We start from the raw sequence: 24,838 nt of genomic DNA, 5'->3' as shown, positions 1-24,838 counted from the left end.
AGGTGGCAGCATGAGGGTAGATAGGCTTAATCTGAGGAATTATCGCAACTATACAACCCTTGAGGTTGAGTTCACAAATAATATAAATATTTTTGTCGGTGAGAACGCCCAAGGCAAGACAAACATCCTCGAAGCGATTTACCTCGGGGCGGTGGGTCGTTCTCACCGCACTGCCGAGGACGACGATCTGGTAAAATGGGATCAAGACAGTGCCAGTGTCGACCTTTTTTTTACCCGCCAGGGAGTAGCCAATAAGATGGGCTTCAGGCTAATAAAAGGGCGAAATAAAGAGATATTATTTAATGATTTCGCAATTAAACCGCGCGAAGTAATAGGGTCACTGAATGCCGTGCTTTTTTCGCCCGAGGATCTGTGGCTGATAAAAGGGGCTCCTTCTTTGCGGAGGCGATTTCTCGATATAGAGATTTCCCAAGCGTCGCCTCTTTATTATCGCAATCTGCTGCAGTACAACCGGGTGGTAAATCAGCGTAACCACCTGTTGAAGAAAATTTTTGACCGCAGCAAATTGCCGGAGTTGCTACCGTCATGGGAGGAGCAACTGGCCAAGCTGGCGGTGTTTATTGTTACAAAACGTCTGGAAGCGGTAAAGAAGCTTGGCATGCTGGCCAACTTGATGCACCGCCGCCTGACGGGGAGCAGGGAAAACCTGTCGTTTGCCTATCAGCTTGCAGCCGGGGACGGCACCATTCCGGACGACCTATATGGCTGGTATCGCAGTAAGTTCGAGGAATTGCGGCAGATGGACATTGCCCGTGGCAGCACGTCGGTCGGGCCCCACCGCGATGATATAATTCTTAGGGTTAATAACCGAGAATTGCGCAGCTTCGGGTCGCAGGGCCAGCAGCGAACAGGCATACTGGCATTGAAACTGGCCGAGCTTGAGTTTCTCAAGTCGGAAACGGGGGAATATCCTGTGTTGCTGCTTGACGATGTGATGAGCGAATTGGATAGTCTGCGACGCGAGCAACTGTTATCTTTTATCCGTGACCGTATCCAGACTTTTATAACGGCTACCGATGCCACCCTTTTCCCGGCGGCGCGCGCCGTGCGTTATTTCCGGGTTCAAGACGGGATGATTATGGAGTGAGCGGGATGAATTCTCTGCGCGAAATCGTGCCCCGGATGATGAAAAACATCGGTCTTGAAAAGAGATACAAGGATGAGATGATAATTCTCAACTGGCGGCAGATAGTCGGCGAGGAAATTGCGGCCAACACCAGGCCCGGAAGGATAAGTCGCCGGGTGCTGACGTTGGCGGCCAAAAACGCTGTCTGGGCCCATCATCTTTCGACCCTTAAGGAGGAAATAATCGCTAAAATCAACGCTTATGCGGGGGGAAAAGCGGTCGGCGATTTAAAGTTCCAGGCAGGATATTTGCGAAACGACCAGAATGAAGAAAATGGTGAAGATCGATCTCCGGCCATAAACTGGCGGGAGATAAGACTGGAAAGCGGCGAGAAGAAAGTGATCGAAGAGATGACAGCTCCGCTGGCCGACGACTTACTTCGCGCTAAGATGAGGCGCCTACTCGGCAAAGAGCTATCTTTTCGTAAAATCCGCCGCAGGCAGGAATGGCAGCCGTGCAGACAGTGCGGGGTGCTCAGGCCAGCCGGCGACGAGCTGTGCATGACCTGCGCGGCCGCAGTGAGGGCCGCGGGGCGCGATGCTGTCCGCAAGCTTCTGCGGGACGCGCCGTGGCTGGGTTACGAGGAATGCACGCGCTATATTGCATGCCGCCGCAGCGACTTTGCCGCCGTCAGGGACGAATTGGCCGATGCGTTGCTCACAGCGGCGGCCCGCGATGAAAATGACCCGGTCGCGGTGCCGCTATTGGCAATGCTTTTATACAAGGTCGGCCCTCAGGGCATATCAGAAGAAATGCTCGCCAACACGCTTGATAAAGTCAGGAGGAAAGGCAATGTTTCTGCATCTAGGCGCTGATACGGTGATACCCCTCCGCGACGTAATCGCCATCACCGATATCAAGACTGTAAGGTCGGGGATAAACGATGATTTCCTGCGGGTGATGAGAGAAGAAAATATGATTGACGATATTTCCGACGGCAACGCAAAGAGTTTCGTCGTTACCGACAAACTGGTGTTCCTGTCGGCAATTTCTGCGGCGACCCTCAAGAAACGGGCCAATTTCCTGGCTGAAGACGACGAAGACTAAAAGATAAACATGTTTGTTATTAGGGGGCAGGAGGTTCTCAATGGCGGCAAATGATACGACTGTAAACGGCAATTATGGCGCCGAACAGATCCAGGTGCTGGAAGGTCTGGAGGCGGTACGCCGCCGGCCGGGCATGTATATCGGCAGCACATCGGGCAGGGGCCTGCATCACCTTGTATACGAGGTGGTCGACAATAGTATCGACGAAGCGCTGGCCGGCTACTGCGACCGGGTCGAGGTTACTGTTCACAACGACAATAGCATTACTGTCGTCGACAACGGCCGTGGCATTCCCGTGGGTATGCACGAATCGGGACTGCCGGCGGTGGAGCTCGTGTTGACAAAGCTGCACGCCGGCGGCAAGTTCGGCGGCGAGGGCTATAAAGTTTCCGGCGGCCTGCACGGCGTCGGCGTCTCGGTCGTCAACGCGCTTAGCGAGGTGCTCGAAGTTCAGGTCAAGCGCGACGGCAAGGTATATGAGATAAAATTCGCCCGCGGCTTGACGGCAGCTCCGCTCAAGGAGATCGGCACGACAACCGAGACCGGGACCAAGGTACACTTCAAGCCGGACGCGGAGATATTCGAGGAGACGGTCTTCCAGTTCGAAACACTGGAGCACCGCCTGCGCGAGCTGGCTTTCCTCAATCGCAACATCTTCATAGCCCTTAGCGACGACAGGACGGGCGCCCGCAAGGAATTCCACTATGAGGGCGGTATCGTCTCGTTCGTCAAGCACCTCAACAAGAGCAAGGACGCCCTTCACGAAGAGCCGGTCTTTATTTCCGGCACTCGCGAGGATACCGTTGTCGAGATCGCCTTGCAGTATAACGACGGGTACGTCGAGACGATATTCTCTTATGTAAACAACATCAACACCCAGGAGGGCGGCACCCATCTCAGCGGCTTCAAGACGGCGCTCACCCGCGCCATCAACGATTATTGCCGCAAATACAACCTCCTTAAGGAAAATGACGAGAACCTCAGCGGCGAAGACGTACGCGAGGGTCTGACGGCGATTATCAGTCTCAAGGTGCGCGAGCCGCAGTTTGAGGGCCAGACCAAGACCAAGCTTGGCAATAGCGAGATCCGCGGTATTGTCGACACGATAATGTTCGAGGGGCTTAACGAGTTTTTCGAGGAAAACCCGGCGATAACCCGCAAGATTATCGAAAAATCGTTGATGGCCTCGCGGGCCCGCGAGGCGGCCCGCAAGGCGCGCGAACTCACCCGGCGCAAGAACGCCCTTGAAGTCAGCGCGCTCCCCGGCAAACTGGCCGATTGCTCGGTGAAAGACCCCGAACAGGCCGAAATTTACCTGGTCGAAGGCGACTCGGCCGGCGGCTCGGCCAAACAGGGGCGCGACCGTCGTTTTCAGGCCATTCTCCCGCTGCGCGGTAAAATCCTCAATGTCGAAAAGGCGCGGCTGGACAAAATTCTCAACAACGAGGAGATTCGGACGATGATTACCGCCTTTGGCTGCGGCATCTCCGATGATTTCGACATCGAAAAGGCCCGCTACGGCAAAATTATTATCATGACCGACGCCGATGTCGACGGCGCACACATCCGCACGCTGCTGCTCACCTTTTTCTACCGCTACATGCAGCCGCTTATCCTCGCCGGCAAAGTCTACATCGCCCAGCCGCCGCTGTACCTTGTGAAAAAAGGCAAGGAACAATGGTATCTTTATAGCGACGAGGAACTCGAGCGCCGCATGGCGCTCAGCGGGCGAGAGGGCACGACGGTCCAGCGCTATAAAGGCCTTGGCGAGATGAACCCCGAGCAGCTATGGACGACGACCATGAACCCTGAAGTTCGCACCATCCTCCAGGTAACTCTCGAGGACGCCGTCGAGGCAGACGATATATTCTCCAAGCTCATGGGCGACAAAGTCGAGCCGCGCCGCCAGTTCATCGAGGAGTATGCCAAGATGGTGCAGAATCTCGATATCTAGCAGATGTTTGTGTCGGATTACCCATAAGTTGATATTTTAACCTATAAGTTAATAAAATTGTGATGGGGGCGAAAGTAACTATATTACTTTTCGTCCCTATTTTTAGTAAAATCACTATGAAGCTATTTTTTCACATTAACCATAAGTAATTTACTTTTCAATCTATTCTGTTGAACTTGTGGGTATTCTGTGGTAATGTAGCTAATGAAATGTAGTAAATAAACTACATTTCATCCGCCGTCTATATACCAAGGAAGAGGGTGAACTATGATGGATCGGACAAGTAAAGAATATACAGCCTTCTTGGAACAGGTTTTAGAGCAGGTGGACGGGACAATTGTTACAGATGCCGAAGGAAAAGTAGTCTATCTCAATAAAAAATATGCGGATATGCTTGGTGTGGATGTTGAAAAATCTATCGGTAAATATGCCCGAGAAATCATACCTCAAACTCGAATGGACATTGTGGCCAAAACAGGCCAAGAGGAAATCGGCTCAGTGCATATGGTTAAAGGAACCATACCTGTAGTGTGCAATCGTTTGCCAGTAATGAAGGATGGGAAATCAATTGGGGCGGTAGCTTTTACGACTTTTCGGAAGATGGATGAAGTTGCTTCGCTTTTTGCCGAAATTAACCGGCTCAACCTTGAAATTAAAGAATACAAATCCGAGCTTGTTAAATTGCGAGGTGCAAAATACTCATTGGGTCAGGTAGTCGGTTCATCTCCGCAATTACAGAAAGTGAAGGAGCTAATAAAAAAGGTGGCTCCGTCCAAACTCGCCGTTCTGATTAGCGGCGAGACCGGTACTGGAAAAGAGCTGTTTGCTCAAGCTATTCACCAACTTAGTCCTAGGAAACACAAGACGTTTGTAAGAATTAACTGTGCAGCTATCCCCAAAGAACTTCTGGAGTCGGAGCTCTTTGGTTACGAAGAAGGAGCTTTCAGCGGGGCCAAAAAGGGCGGCAAGCCGGGTAAATTTGAGCTTGCAAATGAAGGCACTCTTTTGCTTGATGAAATCAATGAATTGCCTATTTTCCTCCAATCTAAACTCTTAAGGGTCATCCAAGAGCATGAAATCGAGCGGGTTGGAGGAATAAAACCAATCGAAATCGACGTTAGGCTGATATGTACGACGAATCGTGATATGCAGGATTTAGTACGCAAAGGCGAATTCAGGGAAGACTTATTTTATAGGATTAACGTTGTCGATGTCAGTATCCCGCCTCTACGTCAACGCAAGGAAGAAATTAGAGACCTTACGAGCCATTTCATAAAAAAAATTAACGCTAATCATGGCTTGGGAATTACTGGCATTAAAGAAGATGTACTTAGATTATTCGAAAAATATCAATGGCCAGGTAATGTCAGAGAGCTGGAGCATGTAATGGAAAGAGCGGCCGTAATGGCTATATCCGGTGAGCTTGATGAAGCTCATTTCGATTATCTCATACCTCGTTTATTAGGTAACACGGAAACAAATTCGGCGGAACAAAACGGCTCGGCTAGTTTAGGAAGGGTCAAAGACGTGGCGGAAAAGCAAGCAATCTTAAATGCATTGTCCAAGGCTAATGGCAACAAAACAGCTGCGGCTAATGAGTTGAATATCCATCGAACCCTACTCTATGCTAAAATGAAAAAACACGGCATAGTGTAGTTAATTAACTACGATTGCTGTAGTGAAACGACTACGCGAGCAACCCCTAAAAAGCCTGGCAATTCAGGTTTTATAGGGGTTTTATTTATTGGCATACATATTGCGTTTAGGAAGGGCGCAGAGTGGGGAGGTGAGTCGACAATTCTGCGAAAATTCTTAGTTTGACAAATTATCTTATATGAGGAGTTGAAAGCTAAGTGACACAAAAGTTGATAATCACCGCAGCAGTAACGGGAGCAGTTCATACTCCCAGTATGTCGCAATATCTGCCAATTACTAAAGAGCAGATTATCGACGACGCCGTTAAAGCTTGCGAAGCTGGGGCCTCCGTAGTCCATATCCATGCGCGCGACCCTGAGACGGGACGACCGACCAGCAATCTTGAGATGATGGGTGAAATCGTTTCAGGGATAAAGAAACGGTCAGATGTTATCGTATGTATCACCACAGGCGGCCAGTTGGGTATGTCTCTGGAAGAAAGGCTCGCCGCAGTTCCCGCTTTCCAGCCCGAACTCGCATCCTGTAATGCCGGCTCGGTGAATTTTGTCCTGCAACCGGCAGCAGCAAAAATTACTAATCCCAAATTCGACTGGGAGATTCCCTTTCTTGAGGGGACATACGATCTTGTCTTTGCCAACACGTACAAAGGGCTTGAATATTACATCACGACAATGAATCAGTACGGGACTTTGCCTGAATTCGAAGTTTACGATGTCGGCATGATCAATAATATAGCCTTCTTTATCCGCAAAGGCATTGTGAAAAAGCCCGTTTACATCCAATTCGTCATGGGGATTTTGGGCGGTATTCCGGCCACGATAGAAAACTTGGCTTTCTTAGTCAAAACGGCAAAAGAGCAAATCGGCGACTTCAAATGGTCGTGCGCTGCGGCTGGCAAAGCGCAATTCCCTCTTGTTACGGCTGCCTTGGGCATGGGCGGCAACGTGCGGGTAGGACTTGAAGACAATTTATATATCAAGCCCGGCATCCTGGCAAAGTCAAGTAGTGAACAAGTGGAGTTGATACGCAATATCGCTGAAAGACTGGGCCGTGAAGTGGCTACTCCTGCAGAAGCGAGAACGATCTTAAGCTTAAAGGGCTTAGATAAAATTGGCTTTTAAGTGCGTCAAATCCAGTGGTCAAACAAGATCAGAGTTGGGAGAATGGTAAAAGTGATAAAAAAAGTAGCAGTTCTGGGCGCTGGGACAATGGGACATGGAATAGCCGAATCCTTTGCCATGTATGGCTATGACGTAACCCTGTACGATCTCAGCACCGAAGTGCTTGATAAAGCCAAGGGGTTAATCGCGCAAGAACTGGAGATGCTTGCCGAGGAAGACTTTATCAAAACAGAGGAAATACCGGCTATCCTTGACAGAATAAAGTGTTTTTCTGATCTGAAGCAAGCGGTAGAAGACCGAGAGTATGTTATTGAATCAGCTCCTGAAAATATGGAATTAAAGCAGAAGTTATTTAAACAACTAGATGAACTCTGCCCCTCTAATACGATATTGGCAAGCAACACTTCCAGTCTGTCGCTAAGCGGGATGATGGCGCTCGTGAGTGAGGAACGGAAAAAGCGGATGATTGTGAACCACATGTTCAATCCGGCGCACCTCATTCCGTTAGTAGAAATCTCTTCTTTCGGCAATATGCCGGAGGAGATCTATAAAGAGGTGGAGAGTCTCTATCTTTCCATCAAGAAGCAACCCGTGCGAGTTCTGAAAGATGTTCCAGGGTTGGTGGCAAACCGCATAATGCAAGGAGTTGCGAGAGAGGTATTTTCTTTGATTGAGCAAGGGGTTGCAGAGGCAAGCGATATCGACAAGGCGTTGAAATTTGGTCCTGCTTTTCGTTATGCAACTACCGGTCAACTCGAAGTAACCGATTTTGGTGGTTTGGACATATGGTGCGTTGTCGGCGATAACCTCCTAAAGGTTATGGATAATTCGCAGGGTGCGAACAAGCTGCTACGGCAAAAGGTGAGCGAGGGTAAACTGGGGGTGAAGAGCGGCGAGGGGTTCTATAAGTATGATCCCGATAAAGTGCCCGAAGTCAGGAAAAAGTTCATGACAAAGCTAATCCGCCAAATGAAAGTATCTCAACTTTATGTGTAGTTCTTATTTTGCAGGTATAGGAGGGGGTTAATTAATGGATCTCAGCGTAATAGGCATAATCTTGTCTTTGGTGGTGCTGGTTGTTCTGGCTCTTCGCGGGTGGCATATTATTTTGCTCGCACCTGTCGCTACTGTTATAGTGTGCCTGTTTTCGGGGCTGGATGTATTGCAGAGCCTGTATGGACCATATATGGAAGGGTTCATCGCGTATGCGAAAAGATTTTACTTGGTTTTCCTTGGGGCTTCCTTATTCGCGAAATATATGGATGACTCCGGCGCCGCTAAGACGATCGCGCTTGCTATTCTAAACAGGGTGGGCAAGGATAAACCTTTTCCTATGTTAGTGGCTATATGGCTAATAACATCAATTCTGACATATGGCGGCGTTAATCTTTGGGTCGTTGCTTTTGCCTTGATCCCAATCGCATTGCCAATATTTAAGGAAATGGATTTGCCGTGGCATTTGTGCCTGGCCCCTTTTATGCTTGGCTTAGGAACCGCGACCATGACGATGTTCCCGGGAACCCCGGCAATACAAAATATAATGCCGACAAAGTATTTAGGAACAACTGCCGCCGCGGCACCGCTCATTGGTATTGTTTCCTCGATAATCTGTACTGCCCTGGGACTGTACTACACTCATTGGGCTCTGCGAAAAGCCCAGCAGCGCGGGGAGGTTTTCTCCAAGCCTGAGAATATGATGATTGGCAACGTTGAAAAAACAAACTTACCGTCGTTAATCGTATCAATCATTCCGCCCGCGGCGCTGTTGATTATCCTAAATATTTTTAAGATAGATATCGTATATTCGCTGCTTATCGGAACGCTGTTATGCATAGTGCTGTTTTTTAAATATGTTAATAACCACCTGGATACTCTAAACAAAGGAGCAGTCAACACGGTCTTGCCGTTGGTAAATACTTGCGCCGACGTCGGTTTTGGCAAGGTCGTTGCTGCAACTACAGGGTTTACCACGGCTGTCAATACGCTGATGAATATTCCGGGGCATCCTTTGATTTCTATGGCTATTGCTATTAATTTACTTGCAGGCCTCACCGGGTCAGGGTCCGGAGGTCTTGGTATTGCCCTGGAAGTATTGATTCCAAAATATCAAGCTTTAGGGATCAATCCTGAAGTTATTCACCGTATTGCGTCGATGGCGTGCGGCGGTTTGGATACAATGCCGCATAACGGTGCCGTAATAACTATTTTGGCAGTTTTTGGCCTGACTCATAAGGTCGGCTATAGGCATATGTTTGCTACGTGTGTGGTTGTTCCCTTAATTACCATTATTCCGGCGATTATCCTCGCAATACTGTTCTATTAAGTTATATCAGGTGTGCTGCTGATTTAGTAAAAGTCATTAAAGGCAAGGTGAGGTTGCTTGGACAATATTGCGGCAGCCGAAGTCTTGCATCTCTTTTCTTTAGTCAAGGCCGAAAGAAAACGAATGAAGATTAATTGAACAAATGCGGGCACCAGGTTTGACACTTACAACCCGGACGACCTAATAATGGCCAACGCGTAACATACGCATTGGCCATTATTTATTAGTAAGTAATGCTAGGTTTTGCGCTGGTTTTGGGTGCTTTTTCCGTCATACTGCGGGGTGGTATGCTTTTCCTGGATAGAAATTGTTTTGCATGCGAGCTATCTGAAAGGATATAAGCTGCATGCCCATAGAATATAACAATATAACAATTATTTAAAATTGGGTGATTATTCATGAACTTCGACGGCAAACGGATTGTCTTAATGAGTTATCCGAGATTGACAAAAGTAATCTCCCAATTGGTCCCGTCATATTTGAAGGAAGTCATTGTTTATGAGGCGCAAATACACGAAGTGTTGGATATATCTAGAAAGCTTATCTATGAAAACGCTGTGGATGTTATTATCAGTGGCGGAGGAAATGGGCAGTGCCTGAAGGAGAATATTAAAGAAATCCCGGTTATCGTTTTTAAAATAACCGTGGCTAATCTGCTGGAAGGGATCAAAAGCCTGAGTAAGCAATCGAGCAAAATCGGGATTCTTGGCTACAAGAACGCTATCCCGGACCTCCTAACATACAGGGAGTATATTGCCTGCGATTTTGTTCAGGAGTGGTACGATAACCAGGAACAAATGCCGGAAATCTTCGGGAGGATGGTTGATTCCGGCTGTGACGGCTTTATCGGGACCGGAGTGGTCTGCGACTATGCAACCGATTTTGGGTTCTCAGCTTATATGGTGTATTCGCGGGACAACGTGGAAAATACTTTCCGCGAGGCTTTTGAATATGAAGGAACGATCTCTTTCAACAAGGAGAGAGAGGAAAGGACAAATGTTATATTAAATCATTCAAAACGAGCCTTTCTATTTATCAATCCTGATCGCATAATTCAAACAGCCAATTCATCGGCGGAGAAAATCCTGGGCATTCCCGGCAACAAGCTTGTGGGTAGCAATCTTGACGAAATTGTAAGTCTTAGCGAGTATGATTCGATTATTAACGGTACGGAAACTGAAAGCATGATAAAAATGATGGGCAAGGAACTAGTCGTCACTTGGAAGCCCATTAGGATAGAAAACCAGTTGAAAGAGGTTATCGCTTTTTTTGACGATAGCTATAATGACCTGGACCTGGGGTTGTACAAAAGCAGGAAGGAGCTTTTGCAGAGCGGCTTTTTTGCTTCGTATTCGTTCCGCAATATCGTCGGCCATTCCAAGCCTTTGCAAGATGCCATCGATTTGGCCAGGGATTATGCCAGGAACAATCTGACGGTGTTGATCAGGGGTGAAACCGGCACCGGCAAGGAATTGTTTGCGCAATCGATCCATACTCACAGTTCCCGTAGCAACCGGCCGTTCGTTTCCGTCAATTGCTCCGCTTTGCCCGAATCCCTGTTGGAGAGTGAGCTTTTCGGCTACGAATCCGGCACTTTTACGGGAGGGAGAAAGGAAGGCAAGCCGGGTTTGATCGAACGAGCCGATACCGGGACCCTGTTTCTGGACGAAATCGGCGATATGTCTTTGGAAGGACAGGTAATGCTGCTGCGGGTGCTGCAGGAAAAGAAGGTCCGCAGACTGGGCGGGAACAAGATTATTCCGGTGGATGTACGGATAATAGCCGCAACCAACCAACCGTTGGAAAGCCTGATTCACAAGGAGCTTTTCCGTTCGGATTTATATTACCGTCTCAATGTGCTGAGTTTGGAAATTCCGCCGCTGCGGGGTCGCCGGGGCGATATTCCCGATTTAGTTGAGCATTTTGTTAACGAGCACAAGATTGCCGATTGCTCGGGAGAATTTCTCGAAACTTTAAAAACGGCTTTTCAGCAGGTTGATTATTATTGGCCCGGGAATATCCGCGAGTTGGAGAATGTATTTTTGCGTATTACCGCTTCGAAATGCAGGACGCCGCAGGAGATTAATCTGCTTTTGACCAGACTGCTGAATACCTTCGCGTTATACCCCGAGGGTACGAGGCTGAATGATGAACGGATATCAGACCGGTCGTTGACGGCAAGAGAGGAAAAAGCGCAAATTCTGCAAACTTTAGAGCGGATGCACTGGAATAAGACGAAGGCGGCAAAGTTTCTAGGGATGAGCAGAACTACTTTCTGGCGTAAGTTGAGCGATTTGGGAATTAATTAAAAGTAAATTGCGAAAAGGCAGAAAAATGAAACGAACCGTTTAAACGGTTTGTTTCATTTTTTATTGATATGGGTGACGAAATGCCGTATCCAGGGGCCTCTGCGTTGGCATGGCGTTTGCATCTTCAATAGATCGTGTGATTAGAAATACTGGTACGTGAGGTGCAGGATGAAAGCTGAAAGATCAGGGCCCCTAAAAGGGGTCACAGTATTGGAAATTGCCAATGTAATAGCCGGGCCTTTTGCTGGTTCGCTGCTGGCGGATTATGGCGCGGATGTCATTAAAATTGAACTTCCCGATGTCGGCGATCCCTATCGGCAGTTCATGCCGACCCATAATGGCGAGTCCTTGCGGTGGCCGACCATGGCTCGCAATAAACGGTGTGTTTCGCTGGATCTGCGGGTAAATAAGGGAAAAGAAATATTCCTGGAGTTGCTGAAAACCGCTGATATTGTGGTCGAAAATTTCCGGCCTGGGGTAATCGAAAAATGGGGTATTGGCTACGAGGTTATGAAACGGGCCAATCCCAAGATAATCCTGGTGCGCATTTCCGGGTTCGGCCAGACCGGCCCGTATCAAGAGAAAGTAGGTTTTGGCACTCCGGCCACGGCGTTCAGCGGCTATACATATCTGCAGGGATATCCCGACCGGGCCCCAATTAGTCCGCCGGTTTCGCTTTCCGATTATATGGCCGGGCTGTACGGCGTTATTGGCGGCTTAAGTTCGCTTACGGCGGTATTGAAGGGCGATCAGCAGGAAGGGCAGGTCGTCGATGTATCATTGTATGAACCGTTATTGAGGTTATTGGATGGCGTGATCGCGGAGTACGGAATAAACGGCAAGATCCCGGAAAGAACGCCGATGGTCACGGGGACGGCAAGTCCGAGTGATATGTTTCAGACTAAGGATAATAAATGGGTTATCATTGTCGCCAGTACGCAAAAAACCTGGGAGCGGTTAGCCGAGGTAATGAAGCGGGTGGATTTGATCAGTAACGAAAAATTTGAAACAAATCAGCAAAGGGTCAGGAATAACGACTTGTTGGTCGGGCTTGTCGGAAGATGGGTTAAGGAATTTACCATGACCGAGATATGCGAGTTGTTGGACGCGAACGGTATTCCGGTCAGTCCGGTCAATAGCATTGCCGATATTATGAAAAACGAGCAGTGTATCGCCAGGCAGGATGTTATCAGTGTTCCTCATCCGGCGCTGGGCGAAATCAAGATGCCGAATATTTTCCCGATTTTCTCCGATACCCCCTGTGAGGTAAGACATCCCGGCGCTTCCCTGGGTGAACATAACCGGGAAGTGTATATAGAGGAACTGGGACTGTCCGAAGAGGAGTTCCGTCAGTTAGAGAAACTGAAGATTATTTGAGAGGAGGTTCAAAATGGAATATCCCAGAAAAGTAGCGATCCGGGAAGTCAGCACTAGGGATGGTTTTCAAATCGAACAGCAATTCGTCGCCACCGACAACAAGGTTGAAATTATCAATATGCTCTCAGAATGCGGCTTTGCCAATATTCAATATACCGCGTTCGTCCATCCTAAGGCGATTCCCAATCTGAAAGACGCCGATGAAGTTTCGCAAAGAATCAAAAAGGTCCCGGGGGTGCATTATTCGGCGCTGGTCGCCAATAAAAAAGGCCTGGAAAGAGCGGTGGCGGCCGGGGTCGACAGTGTTGAATTCGTTATCTCCGCCAGCGATTCCCACAACAGGAACAATGTCAACGCTTCTACGGCGGAGTCTTTGCAAAGACTGGAGGAGTGCCTCGCCGCAGGCTTCGACTGCCTGATAGTACCGGGTGTGTCGGTGGCCTTCGGGTGTCCCTTCGAGGGAACGGTTCCTTTCGAGCGTGTTCAGTGGATGGTCCAACATTATGTCAAGTGGGGGCTTAAGGAGGTCTGTCTCGCCGATACTTCCGGGATGGCCCATCCGCTGCAGGTCCATGACACGATTGCCCGGCTTCTCGACCTTTATCCTGATTTGGAGTTTGCGCTCCATCTTCATAATACGAGGGGGTTGGCGCTGGCGAATATTTTTGCCGGTGTCAAGGCGGGAGCGAAGACAATTGACGCTGCAGCCGCAGGGTTGGGAGGATGTCCGTTTGCACCTGGCGCAACGGGCAATGTCGCCACAGAAGATGTTGTTCATATGCTTGATTTGATGGGTGTTGAAACCGGGGTGAATCTTGATAAGGTCATTAGTGCGGCGAAGAGAATCGAGGAGGTGGTCGGCCACAGCGACAGCTATATTTTGAAAGCAGGCAAAGCCTGTGTTCTTTCCCATAAAAATGGACTAGACGTTGCAAGTGACGGGCAGAAAAACTAGGTCAGGGGGAAAAAACCTATGTCGTCGGAGCAATCTGAAATTGAAAGGGTTGTGGCAATGGGCGAAATAGCCGAAGGAACGGACATTTCGGCTAAAGAGCCCGTAAAAAAGTCGCTGCTCGACAAGTCGATCAGGTGGTTGTCTGTTCTATTTGTTGCCTATATGTTCTATGCGACTATCTTCGGCCCGTATAAAACCTTGATTGTTCACCGAGCGCTGTTTCTCGGTGTTATGATGTTTATCTTTTTTTCGTCGGAATGTCCGCTGAAAATCGGCAAAAGCGGCAAATACGGCGTCTTGGGCAAGGTTATCGACTGGACGCTGGTTGTAGCCGGGTCGATATCCCTGGGATATGTTGTCATCAACTACGAAAAGCTGCTGGGAGCGATGGGCGCCTCCTCATTGACGAGTTGGGAAGTCGTTTTGGGGGTCGTGATAATAATCTGCGTGCTGGAAACCGCCCGGCGAACGAGTCTAACCTTCTTCATCCTGGCGATTATCGGCTTGGCTTACACGATGTACGGCGATCTTCTACCCGGGATGTTCAATCATCCGGGGATGGGCTTCAAACGGCTCGTTTTCCTGACCGCGTTCATCGAAGAAGGCATTTTTGGCCTGGGACTTGCGGTCGCGTCGACCTACCTGTTCATGTTTATTCTCTTCGGCGCTGCTTTGCAGGGCACGAAAGCCAGCATTTACCTGATGCACCTCTGCAACGGCCTGGTCGGACACAAGGATGGCGGCGCCGCCAAGACGGCTGTCTTTGGCAGCGGAATCATGGGCATGGTCTCCGGCAGTTCGATCGGCAACGTCGTCGCGGTCGGATCGGTCACTATCCCGCTGATGAAAAGACTGGGCTTCAAACCTCATATCGCGGGAGCGATCGAGGTAACCGCATCGGAAGGCGGACAGCTGATGCCGCCGGTTATGGGGGCGGCCGCCTTTATAATGGCGGAAATGACAGGGATACCCTACGCCACCATTGCCCTCGCGGCCCTTATCCCCGCGCTTCTCTACTACTTCAACGCCTTCTATATCGTCCACTTCGAGGCCAAGAAGTGCGGCATCAAGGGGTTGTCGAAGGAAGAGATACCCAACTGGAAGGAGGTGCTCGGCGAGTGCTGGCACCTTATCCTCCCCATCGCCGTGCTGTTCTACCTTCTGATGGGCGAGGCCTATACCGCCATGTACGCAGGCTTCTTCTGCATCATCCTTACGATAGTCGCCGCTCAGTTGCGGCCGCACACCAGGATGTCGTTCAAACAAATTATCGACATCATGGAAAGCGGCGTGCGGGACGTCGCCGGCATAGTGGCGATTCTCGCCGGTCTTGGCCTCGTTTCCCAGGCGGTCGTCATCACCGGGTTGGGGGCCCGCCTCAGCGAAATCCTCGTCGCCCTGGTCGGCGGCTCGGCGATAGGCATCGTTATGATCAGTGTGCTGATCACCCTTATTCTGGGCTGCGGCATGCCTACGCCGATCGCGTACACTCTGGTGGCGATGTTTGTCGGCCCCTCGATGGTCGATGCGGGCTTCCCGCTGCTGGCAACCCACATGTTCTTGTTCTTCTTCGCGATTAAATCCGGTTCGACGCCGCCGGTGGCGGTCGTGGCCGCGGTGGCGGCGGGCATAGCCGGGGCCGACTTCTGGAAGACGGCGATCAAGGCGACGGTTTTCAGCCTGGCGTCAACATTGATTGCGTTCGGCTACCTGTACAACCCCGCCCTGCTCATGGTAGGCGACCCCTGGTTTATCATAGTGTCCTGCGTCTCGGCCACCCTGGGCGCGTACGCGATGGCCGGCACCGTACAGGGCTTTGTCTACAGCGGTCTTTCCCTATGGGAACGGGTCGCCCTGTTCCTCGGCGCAGCCGGCCTCGTCCTCCCCGAAATGATTTCCTCGATCGTGGGGGCGGTAATCGTCGGTGTTGTCCTTTACAACTCCTACCGCAAAAAGAAACGCGCCGATTCTTGCCGGGAAGCCCTTGCCACGGAATAGGTGAATTTCAGGCGGCGCAACGATTTCGGCACAAAAGTGCAAAGCTTTAAAAATATGGCGAATTGGAAAGGGGCTAAGATGATGAAAAAGGTTAGTTTCCTGGTTGGTGCTCTGTTGGTTGCCATGTTGCTGGTTCTCGCCGGATGCGGCGGCAAGCAGGATGCCGGCCAGAAAGGCCCGGAGCCGGCCAAGAAGGTCAAGTGGGCGGTCGGCACTTCCAGCTCCGGCTCCGGACCTTATAAGTGGGCGGTAGGGATGGCGAACGTCGTCAATAAGAAACAGAACGCAGTGGAAATCTCCGCCCAGGCAACCGCCGGGTACAACGAGAACACCGTTCTGGTCGCCGGCAAGGAAATCGTCCTTGGTCAGCAGACTGCCAACGATCTGTATATGTCCTACCATCAGAAGGGCAAATTTGCCAACCACAAGGAGTATGGGGACCTGAGGTTCGTGTTCGCCCTGGCTGTGGAACACGGTCACCAGGTGGTGCGGGCCGACTCGGATATCAAGACCATCCCGGATCTGAAGGGCCGGAAGTTCAACATCAATTCGCCGGCCACAGCCACTTCGACCCGCAATGAGGCCATACTCGAAGCCTACGGCCTGTCGCGGAAAGACTTCAAGATACTGGAACTGACCACCGCCGAGTCTTTCAACGCCCTTAGGGACAAAGTTATCGACGGAACGGCCAATGGCTACAGCATCGGCAACGCTTCGCTGGTCGACCTTTCCACCAGCATCCCGGTAAGGCTGCTGGAAATCGGCGAGGCAGAATTCAAGAAATTCAACGCCTTGCAGAACAACACGATGCAATACGGCGTTATCCCCGGCGGCACATACAAGGGCCAGGATACGGACGTCAAGACCTGGATGGGCTTTACCGTTCTCTTTGCTCATAAGGACGCCGACGAGCAAAAAATTTATGAAATTACCAAAGCTTTTTGGGAGAACCTCGACGAACTGAAAAAAGTCGACGCTGGCTTCAAAGCGCTGACAAAAGAGATGGCTATGGGCGGCGCTGCCGACGTTCCCCTGCACCCCGGGGCGGCCAGATACTTTAAAGAGGCCGGCCTGCTGAAGAAATAAACATCTCCGATTTGACAAAGGGCAAGAGTTTGATCACTAATCGCAGCCTCTTGCCCTTCCCCCTCCCCCAATAGAAGATGAAAATATACGTATATGAGGCTAGGAGGTCATTCGCGATGGCACAACAACGTGCTTTCAGGGCTTTGGTGATGCGCGGCGGCACCAGCAAGGGCTTGTATATCAACGAAAACCTGTTGCCCGCCGACAAGGAAGAAAGGGGCAAGGTAATTCTCCGCCTGTTCGGCAGTCCGGACCGCCGGCAGATCGATGGAATTGGCGGCGCGGATTTGCTTACAAGCAAATGCTGCGTGATGGGACCGCCTTCCCGTCCCGACGCGGATATAGATTATACATTTGTCCAGGTCGGCGTAGAGATGCCGGAAGTCAGCTATGACATCAACTGCGGCAACCTTTCTCCAGGCGCGGCCGTGTATGCCGTACGCGAAGGTTTTGTCCGGGTGACGGAGCCGATTACGAAAGTCCGCATCCACAATACCAACCTCAATCGTGTGCTCACTGCCTATGTCCCGATTATCGACGGCGAACCGGCCGTGGACGGTGACTACGCCATCGACGGCGTGCCGGGAACCGGGGCCGAGGTTGTCCTCGATTACTCCGAAACCGGCGGCGGCACTACAGGTAAACTCCTGCCGATGGGTGCGCCGACGGTGCCGGTGTATATCCCGCTACTGGGGAAAAAAGTCGACGTATCGGTCGTCGATATTGGCAATCTTTCGGCGTTTATTAAGGCCGAGGATTTTGGCATGGTCGGTACGGAAATACCCGATGAAGCGGCTGCGAAATATAAGCTGTTCGGCCAACTGCAGGAGGTTATCGCTGATGCCCTCAAACTCAACGCGAACCTGTTGCCATTTACGATTGTCGTTTCCAAGTCCAAGGAGTACAACACCTATGGCACCGGCAGCAAAGTTTCCGCCGACGATATCGATTTCGTCGCTCGCCTGGTTCATGGGCCGGTGGCGCTCTTCAAAACGGGCGTCATGCACAAAGCCTATCCGGGCACCGCTTCGGTGGCTACTTCGATCGCATCGCTAATCCCTGGGACGGTCGTCAACGAAGTATCCAAAGCCGACCCCCAAAAGGGCTTCGTGCGTATAGGCCACCCCAGCGGGGTGATCAAGGTCGAGGCCGTGGTCGACACCTCCAAGGAGGTCGCCGTCAAGAAAGTTCTCTTCTCGCGGACGGTAAGGCCGATTATGGACGGCTATATCTATATCCCCGAAAGCTTCTATACTGCTAAGAAGTAATGTCAGGAAATGTACGTTGCTCAGCGCTAGCCAAATGAAAAAGAAGGTGCAGATAAAATGAAAAAAGGAGCTCTTGCGGGACTTACCGTAATCGATTTAACCCGCGTTCTGGCCGGGCCCTATTGCTCGATGCTTTTGGCTGATATGGGCGCCAATGTAATCAAGATTGAACTTCCTCGAAAAGGGGACGACAGCCGCGGGTTTTATCCGATGGTCGAGGGCGAAAGCGCTTACTATATGAACCTGAACCGCAACAAGCGAAGCATTACGCTGGATCTGAAGACGCCCAAGGGAAAAGAACTCTTCCTGGCGATGGTCGAAAAAGCTGATATCGTACTCGAGAACTACCGTCCGGGCGTTATGGAAAGATTGGGACTTGGATACGAGGATCTCAAGAAGGTCAACCCTGGGATTGTTTACGGCTGCGTATCCGGGTTTGGCCACTACGGCCCCTATAAGGACCGGGCCGGCTACGACATCATTGGTCAGGCTATGGGCGGCCTGATGAGCACAACCGGCTGGCCGGGCGGGGAACCTACCCGTAGCGGGACCGCTATTGCCGACGTCCTGGCCGGCATCAGCATGGCTGTGGGCGTGTTGGCGGCGTATACCTCCAAGAAGAACACCGGCGTAGGCCAGAAGGTGGATGTCGCTCTCGTCGACTCGGTGGTATCGGCCCTGGAGATCATTAATCAAATATACCTTGTTACAGGAAGAAACCCCGAGAGGATCGGCAATCGCTACGAGGCTTCCTATCCTTACGATTCTTTCAAGGCCAAGGACGGTAGCCTGGTCATCGGCGCCGGCAACGACAAACTCTATGGACAGCTCTGCGAGGTTATGGGCAGACCGGACCTGGAAACAGACGAGAGATTCTACACAAACTCGGTGCGGGTAGCCAACCACGGGGAGCTGAAGCCGATAATAGAGGACTGGGCGAAAGACTTTACCATTCAGGAAATCGTCGATATGCTGCTGGCTAAAGGGGTTCCGGTGGCTCCGATCAACACTATCGAACAGGTGGCTCACGACCCGCATATCGCCGGCGCCCGCGAGATGTTCGTAGAAGTAGACCATCCCAAGGCCGGCCACCTGAAGATTACCGGCAACCAGATCAAACTGAGCGAGACTCCGATACAAATTGCCGCCGCAGCTCCCCTCCTGGGACAGCATACCCAAGAAATTCTCCAGGAAGTACTGAATATATCGGTGCAGCAGTATGAGGATTTGGCTAAACAGGGCATCTTTTAGCCGCTTTCCGGCCGGAGGCCGGTAACCCCTGGCGCTGCTTCTATGTATTTAAGGAGGACATCGAGACAATGGGAAAAACATTAGCGGAAAAGATACTCGCACGGTGCGCCGGACTGCCTGAGGTCAATCCGGGCGATATAATTAACGCCAAGGTCGATTGCGCCATGGGCGACGACGCCTTGGGCCCATGGTTTATCGACGCCGAGATGAAGGAGCTGGGCATACGGGTATGGGATCCCGGAAAAACGGTCATTATCAGCGATCATTTGGCCCCGTCCGGCACTATCCATCAGGCGGAAACCGTGGCTTTCACCGCCCGCTGGGCCAAAGAATATAATGTCGACAACTATTTTGAGGGTGTCGGGCCCTGCCATCAGATTTTGGCGGAGAACGGTTTTGATCTGCCTGGCACGCTATTGGTGGGAACGGATTCCCATACCTGTACCGCCGGCGCGTTTGGCTGCTTTGGCACCGGCATAGGCTCTACCGAGCTGCTCGGCGTGCTGGCGACCGGTGAAATTTGGCTGCGGGTGCCTGAATCGCTCCTTGTCTCATGGGAAGGCCAGCTGCCCCAAGGGGTCATGGCCAAGGATCTGATTCTGCGCACAATCAAGGATGTGGGCCACGCCGGCGCGACTTATCTGGCGATGGAGTTCAGCGGCAGCGTCATTCAAAGATTGCCCATGGACGAGAGAATGTGTATTTCCAACATGGCCGTCGAGGCAGGGGCCAAAGCGGGCCTGATCGCCGCCGACAGGATCACCGAGGAATATCTAGCCCGAATCGGCAACACAAAACCCTACTACATTTTTGCTAGCGATGCGGACGCCAACTACTTGGCGAAGCTCGCTTACCGAGCAGAGGATTTGGTGCCCCAGGTAGCCTGTCCGCATGCCGTAGATAATGTCGCTGATATCGATAAGGTCGCGGGCACGCCGATGCAGCGGGCCTACATCGGCTCCTGCACAGGAGGCAGGATGACCGATCTTATGGCGGCAGCCGAAATTCTCAAAGGGAAAAAGGTATCGCGCGAGTGCAAACTGCTGGTTTCGCCCAGTTCGCAGGAAATCTGGAAACAGGCGAGCAGTATGGGTATCCTTAATATCCTGGTTGAAGCGGGAGCGACTATCCTCGCGCCAACCTGCGGCGCCTGCGTTGGACTGCACTCCGGTGTCATCGCCGCCGGCCAGAGCTGTGTGTCGACGACCAATCGCAACTTCAAGGGCCGCATGGGCAGCAACGATTCGTTTGTCTACCTCGCTTCGGCGGCTACCGTCGCCGCTTCGGCAATCGAAGGCAAGTTGGCGGATCCGCGGGCTTACCGTAAGGAGGGTCGGACATGAGTAATATGATTCGCGGCAAAGTCCACAAATTCGGCGATAACATCAACACCGATTTGATTTCCCCGGCGCAGTACATCGGCCTGGCCGACGAAATAATGATCGCCCATGCCATGGAAGGCGCCGACCCGGACTTCCCCAAAAAAGTCAGAGCCGGCGACATTATGGTGGCTGGCAAGAACTTCGGTTCAGGCTCCAGCCGCGAAACCGCGCCGATGATTATCAAAGGCAGTGGGATAGCGGTTGTAATCGCCGAGTTTTTTGCGCGAATATTCTACCGTAACGCCATTAACATCGGCCTGTCGGTCCTCACCACCAACAGTGTCTCGGAGATAAACGACGGTGACGAGCTGGAGGTCGATCCGATCGCGGGAACTATCCGCAATATCACTACCGGGAAGAGCTACCAGTGCACGAAGTATCCCGAAAACATCATGAAACTTGTCAATGACGGCGGCCTGATCAATCACCTGCGGAAACAGCTTAAATCCAAGTGAGGATGCCTTGGAAACGGCGCTTTCGCCTTTGATCGGTGCATTTAGCGGAAAGGATGGATATTTGTGGCGTTGTTAAATGAACGACTGCAAAACGGCGAAAAGTTATTCGGACCATTCATCAATCTCTGTCATCCGGCGGTGCTTGAGGTCGCTGGTCTGGCGGGCTTCGATTTTGCGATCATCGACACCGAGCATGGGGAGATTTCTTCAGACCGGGCGGTTGATATGGTGCGGGCGGCCAAACTTGCAGGGATAAGTCCGGTGGTAAGGGTTTACGGCAACCAACCGGAACTGATCGCCAAGGCTTTGGATATTGGTGCCGAAGGGGTGCAGATTCCGCAGGTGGGCAACAAGGCGGAAGCGACGGCCGCAGTCAGGGCGGCGAAGTTTTCGCCCGAGGGGGCGCGGGGCTGCAACCGCTACGTGCGGGCTGCCAGATATTCGGCCGCCGACAGGTTCGCCTATTTCGGCAACGCAAACAAGGAAACGACGGTCATCATTCAGGTCGAAGGCAAGGAAGGGATCGATAATCTATCGGAAATTCTCACCGTTCCAGGAATCGACGTCCTGTTTATTGGCCCGTACGACCTTTCCGCCTCGTTGGGGATACCCGGGCAAGTAGAGCATCCTGCGCTGGTGGCAGAAATGAAAAAGAATATGGAATTAGCGCGCAAGGCGGGCGTGGCAATCGGCTTCTTCGTCGACGACGCGGAGAGCGCGGTCAAGTGGAAAAACTGGGGCGTGCAGTACATTTCGTTTGCCGCCGACGTAGGCTTGTTGTATCAGGCGTTTAGCCGGAGCGTCAAGATATTCAAGGAGCAAGAATCCGGCTGAGGCCGGGAGGCCACAGGAAACTAATTCGAAAAAGTATTCAACTATGGTAAAGCGTAAAATGAACTCAGTGGACGGCAATACCGCCGCCGCCTATATTTTCTATGCATTTACCGAGGTTGCGCTTATCTATGGTGGCCACACGCCTGACCGGCTTTGCGCTTCTGGCCGCGGGCAGCGTGCAGGAGGTCATGGATTAGGCGGCTGTGGCCCACTTGTCCGCCGTCGCCGGCCGGCTGCCCTTCCTGCATTTCTTCTACGGTTTCCGCACTTCGCATGAAACACAGACGGCTTTATGATAAGCACAACCGAGGACGTAACCCCTCACCTCGCTGCCCGAATATCCGGTGGATATCGACACAACTCCGACGGGTACGTCCTGTTGCAATTTTTGGGGTCTGGGAGAAAGAAGCCGGCGCGTGCAGCATCCTCGGCATGATTGTCGGGCTGTTTTGGGTGGAGGAGGTTTGGCTATGCGAGATAACAAGACTTCACAACCAGCTCAGGAGTATGACGAGAATATCCATAAGACAATGCCGTTCTATGATCTTTTCCATAACAGCACCCTTAGCCTAATTGAGGTGGTCAATCCTAATCCCAGCCGGTGGCTTGATACGGGTGGCGGTACGGGAGCGCTAATACAGAAAGCGATCCTGGCTTTTCCTAGCACACGCTTTGTCCTTGCCGATCCAGCGACGCAGATGCTTAATATCGCGAAGGAAAAGTTGTCTAAATTCGGCGCGATTGAGTATCTTCCTCTGGGCACGGAAAGCATGGACTTTCCGGATCAGAGTTTCGATGTGATAACTGCGATACTGGCCCATCATTACTTCGACGCCAGCACTAGGCGGACGGCTACGATCAATTGCTTCCGAATGCTGAAAAGGGGCGGCGTTTTCATAACCTTTGAGACGGTAAGCCCCCGAAGCGACAAAGGTTTGCAGATAGGCATTGAGTGGTGGCGACGCGCCCAGCTAAGGCAGGGGAAAGAAGCAGCGAACGTGGAAAAGTATTTGAACCGCTATGGGGTTGAGTTTTTCCCAATCCAATTAATGGCACATATTGAATTACTGCGCGACACGGGCTTTCCTACTGTCGAGGTATTCTGGGCGTCAGGTTTGCAGGTAGGATTGTACGCTATAAAATAGATGTAGCACAGGCAGCGGCATGCGAGACAAATATCCCGAACCCTTGAATATTAAGGGCCCCGCATTTCATTTTCAGAGTGAATATTTACACAATAGAAAATTCGTAGGTAACAATCTACGAGTTTCCTATTGTATTTTTTTATTTTTGACATGTCTTAGTTAACGCTGACAGGTCAAGGTGGCTCCCGCGGAGAAGCACATATAGACTAACGCAGCAAAGAAGAAACCATTTCCTAACCCAAGGTAAACGACAACAAGGGCCATGCTATCAAAGCATGGCTTTGCATGTATCGCAAAGCCATGCTTTTGTTATCCCCAATCGCTGATAAACCGAAACTTATAAAAAAACAAAAAAAGTACCAAAACACAGCAGGAATTTCTGCAGTGATCGCATAATATACAAAATAATATATGAAATAATATATGATTTCGAAATGCGACTTTTACTCTGAGGTAATGTCAACATGATCCAAGCGGTATCAAGGGCGATAAAGGTTCTCGAGTTCGTTGCGGCCAATAATATGGCACGCTTATCGGACATAAGCAGGGGTGTGGGGCTGAATAAAAGCACCGCTCACGGGTTAATCGCGACCCTCGAGGCTATGGGATGCATTCGCCAGGACCAGAGCACCGGCCGATATGCTTTGGGATTGAAGCTTTTTGAGTTCGGACAGGCAGTTTTGGCAAACATGGACATCAGAGCGGTCACGATGCCGTATCTTTTGGAACTGTCAAAGAAATACGAGGAGACGGTTCACCTTGCGGTCCTCTCCGGGGACGAGGTAATCTACATAGACAAGGTCGACAGTCCGCGATCCATCAGGATAGTCAGCAATATCGGCGGTCGCAACCCCGCTTATTGTACGGGCGTCGGCAAGGTCTTGCTTGCCGGTCTCGCAGACGAAGAATTGAGTCGGTTGATTAAGAGGATACAGTTCAGATCAATTACGCCTAATACCATAACAGATGCCAAAGCGCTCATGGAGCATATCCAAAAGATACGTCAGATCGGTTATGCCACCGACAACGGGGAGATCGAGGAGGGGCTTTCCTGTTTTGCTGCCCCAATCCGTAATCACCTCGGTGCCGTGACCGCTGCCATAAGCTTGTCCGGACCGACGCCGCGCCTAATAACCGACAATTCATCCAACCTTATCACCGATGTCATCGACTGCGCCAAAGCTATTTCTGCTCAGTTTGGCTTCTCGGCCGCGCTCACCCGGGACAATATTATTTGTCCAAAATAAGAATGGCGTTCGACAATATAGAACGGTGAAGATGTGTGAAGGAAAACCGCGCGTCCGGGTTTAACGGCATTCCGGAACCGGGTTCGACAATGCCGGATTTTAAAACGGCGGCCGTAAGAACGGTATCAATTTCTACCCACACACTTTAAGGAGGGGTAACATGAAACTCATCTCGGTGAAACCCGTCATCGATACGGGAAAATGTATCGGCTGCGGCATATGCACGAAAGTGTGTCCGTCGTTGGCTATTACGCTAAAGGACAGGAAAGCGGCCGTCAAGCTG

21 protein-coding genes are annotated in these 24,838 nt (G+C 51.2%); all 21 read left to right on the top strand.

All coding sequences use genetic code 11. From position 1 onward, the window contains the following. Nucleotides 1-10: 10 nt before the first annotated feature. Nucleotides 11-1,108, top strand: coding sequence for a DNA replication/repair protein RecF (recF, locus tag RIN56_18245; protein MDR7868738.1), 1,098 nt, complete (start codon nucleotides 11-13; stop codon nucleotides 1,106-1,108). 5 nt (nucleotides 1,109-1,113) lie between these two features. Then, the gene (locus RIN56_18240; GenBank protein MDR7868737.1) at nucleotides 1,114-1,962 is read left to right on the top strand and encodes a DUF721 domain-containing protein; all 849 of its coding nucleotides are present in this window, start codon (nucleotides 1,114-1,116) and stop codon (nucleotides 1,960-1,962) included. After that, nucleotides 1,940-2,194: a DUF370 domain-containing protein gene (locus tag RIN56_18235; protein MDR7868736.1), complete on the top strand. Its 255-nt coding sequence runs from the start codon at nucleotides 1,940-1,942 to the stop codon at nucleotides 2,192-2,194. Before RIN56_18240 ends, RIN56_18235 begins: the two co-directional genes overlap by 23 nt. Before the next feature lie 40 nt (nucleotides 2,195-2,234). Beyond that, nucleotides 2,235-4,148, top strand: coding sequence for a DNA topoisomerase (ATP-hydrolyzing) subunit B (gyrB, locus tag RIN56_18230; protein MDR7868735.1), 1,914 nt, complete (start codon nucleotides 2,235-2,237; stop codon nucleotides 4,146-4,148). A 267-nt stretch (nucleotides 4,149-4,415) separates the two neighbouring features. Next, nucleotides 4,416-5,804, top strand: coding sequence for a sigma 54-interacting transcriptional regulator (locus tag RIN56_18225; protein MDR7868734.1), 1,389 nt, complete (start codon nucleotides 4,416-4,418; stop codon nucleotides 5,802-5,804). Nucleotides 5,805-6,001: 197 nt separating this feature from the next. After that, entirely contained in the window at nucleotides 6,002-6,925 is a 924-nt protein-coding gene (locus tag RIN56_18220; GenBank protein ID MDR7868733.1) for a 3-keto-5-aminohexanoate cleavage protein, read from the top strand. A 51-nt stretch (nucleotides 6,926-6,976) separates the two neighbouring features. Then, complete coding sequence (locus RIN56_18215) at nucleotides 6,977-7,921, top strand: 3-hydroxyacyl-CoA dehydrogenase family protein (GenBank protein MDR7868732.1); 945 nt, start codon at nucleotides 6,977-6,979, stop codon at nucleotides 7,919-7,921. Nucleotides 7,922-7,955: 34 nt separating this feature from the next. Further along, nucleotides 7,956-9,248 carry an SLC13 family permease gene (locus RIN56_18210; protein MDR7868731.1) on the top strand — a complete coding sequence of 431 codons (1,293 nt, stop codon included), beginning with the start codon at nucleotides 7,956-7,958 and terminating at the stop codon, nucleotides 9,246-9,248. Between the two features lie 398 nt (nucleotides 9,249-9,646). Further along, on the top strand, nucleotides 9,647-11,557 hold the full coding sequence (locus RIN56_18205; protein MDR7868730.1) for a sigma 54-interacting transcriptional regulator: 1,911 nt from the start codon (nucleotides 9,647-9,649) through the stop codon (nucleotides 11,555-11,557). Nucleotides 11,558-11,725: 168 nt separating this feature from the next. After that, entirely contained in the window at nucleotides 11,726-12,934 is a 1,209-nt protein-coding gene (locus RIN56_18200) for a CaiB/BaiF CoA-transferase family protein (GenBank protein ID MDR7868729.1), read from the top strand. A 13-nt stretch (nucleotides 12,935-12,947) separates the two neighbouring features. Beyond that, nucleotides 12,948-13,889: a hydroxymethylglutaryl-CoA lyase gene (locus RIN56_18195; protein ID MDR7868728.1), complete on the top strand. Its 942-nt coding sequence runs from the start codon at nucleotides 12,948-12,950 to the stop codon at nucleotides 13,887-13,889. A gap of 57 nt (nucleotides 13,890-13,946) precedes the next feature. Then, nucleotides 13,947-15,887, top strand: a complete 1,941-nt coding sequence (locus RIN56_18190; protein ID MDR7868727.1) for a TRAP transporter fused permease subunit — start codon at nucleotides 13,947-13,949, stop codon at nucleotides 15,885-15,887. A 78-nt stretch (nucleotides 15,888-15,965) separates the two neighbouring features. Then, a complete protein-coding gene (locus RIN56_18185) occupies nucleotides 15,966-16,973 on the top strand; it encodes a TAXI family TRAP transporter solute-binding subunit (GenBank protein MDR7868726.1) in 1,008 nt (335 codons plus the stop codon). A 116-nt stretch (nucleotides 16,974-17,089) separates the two neighbouring features. Continuing rightward, nucleotides 17,090-18,241, top strand: coding sequence for a PrpF domain-containing protein (locus RIN56_18180; GenBank protein MDR7868725.1), 1,152 nt, complete (start codon nucleotides 17,090-17,092; stop codon nucleotides 18,239-18,241). A gap of 57 nt (nucleotides 18,242-18,298) precedes the next feature. Beyond that, nucleotides 18,299-19,492 carry a CoA transferase gene (locus RIN56_18175; GenBank protein ID MDR7868724.1) on the top strand — a complete coding sequence of 398 codons (1,194 nt, stop codon included), beginning with the start codon at nucleotides 18,299-18,301 and terminating at the stop codon, nucleotides 19,490-19,492. A 68-nt stretch (nucleotides 19,493-19,560) separates the two neighbouring features. Next, the gene (locus tag RIN56_18170; GenBank protein MDR7868723.1) at nucleotides 19,561-20,835 is read left to right on the top strand and encodes a 3-isopropylmalate dehydratase large subunit; all 1,275 of its coding nucleotides are present in this window, start codon (nucleotides 19,561-19,563) and stop codon (nucleotides 20,833-20,835) included. Continuing rightward, nucleotides 20,832-21,329, top strand: coding sequence for a 3-isopropylmalate dehydratase small subunit (locus tag RIN56_18165; GenBank protein MDR7868722.1), 498 nt, complete (start codon nucleotides 20,832-20,834; stop codon nucleotides 21,327-21,329). Before RIN56_18170 ends, RIN56_18165 begins: the two co-directional genes overlap by 4 nt. Before the next feature lie 63 nt (nucleotides 21,330-21,392). Next, complete coding sequence (locus RIN56_18160) at nucleotides 21,393-22,163, top strand: aldolase/citrate lyase family protein (protein MDR7868721.1); 771 nt, start codon at nucleotides 21,393-21,395, stop codon at nucleotides 22,161-22,163. A 470-nt stretch (nucleotides 22,164-22,633) separates the two neighbouring features. Beyond that, a complete protein-coding gene (locus tag RIN56_18155; GenBank protein MDR7868720.1) occupies nucleotides 22,634-23,308 on the top strand; it encodes a methyltransferase domain-containing protein in 675 nt (224 codons plus the stop codon). A 464-nt stretch (nucleotides 23,309-23,772) separates the two neighbouring features. Then, nucleotides 23,773-24,555 carry an IclR family transcriptional regulator gene (locus RIN56_18150; protein ID MDR7868719.1) on the top strand — a complete coding sequence of 261 codons (783 nt, stop codon included), beginning with the start codon at nucleotides 23,773-23,775 and terminating at the stop codon, nucleotides 24,553-24,555. 160 nt (nucleotides 24,556-24,715) lie between these two features. Beyond that, on the top strand, nucleotides 24,716-24,838 hold a 123-nt coding region (locus RIN56_18145; protein ID MDR7868718.1), incomplete at its 3' end, for a 4Fe-4S binding protein.

The sequence above is a fragment of the Sporomusaceae bacterium genome (assembly GCA_031460455.1).
Classification (GTDB): domain Bacteria; phylum Bacillota; class Negativicutes; order Sporomusales; family UBA7701; genus Anaeroselena.
Note: the sequence above shows the minus strand (reverse complement) of the source record. Positions and strands in the feature narration are given on the sequence as shown.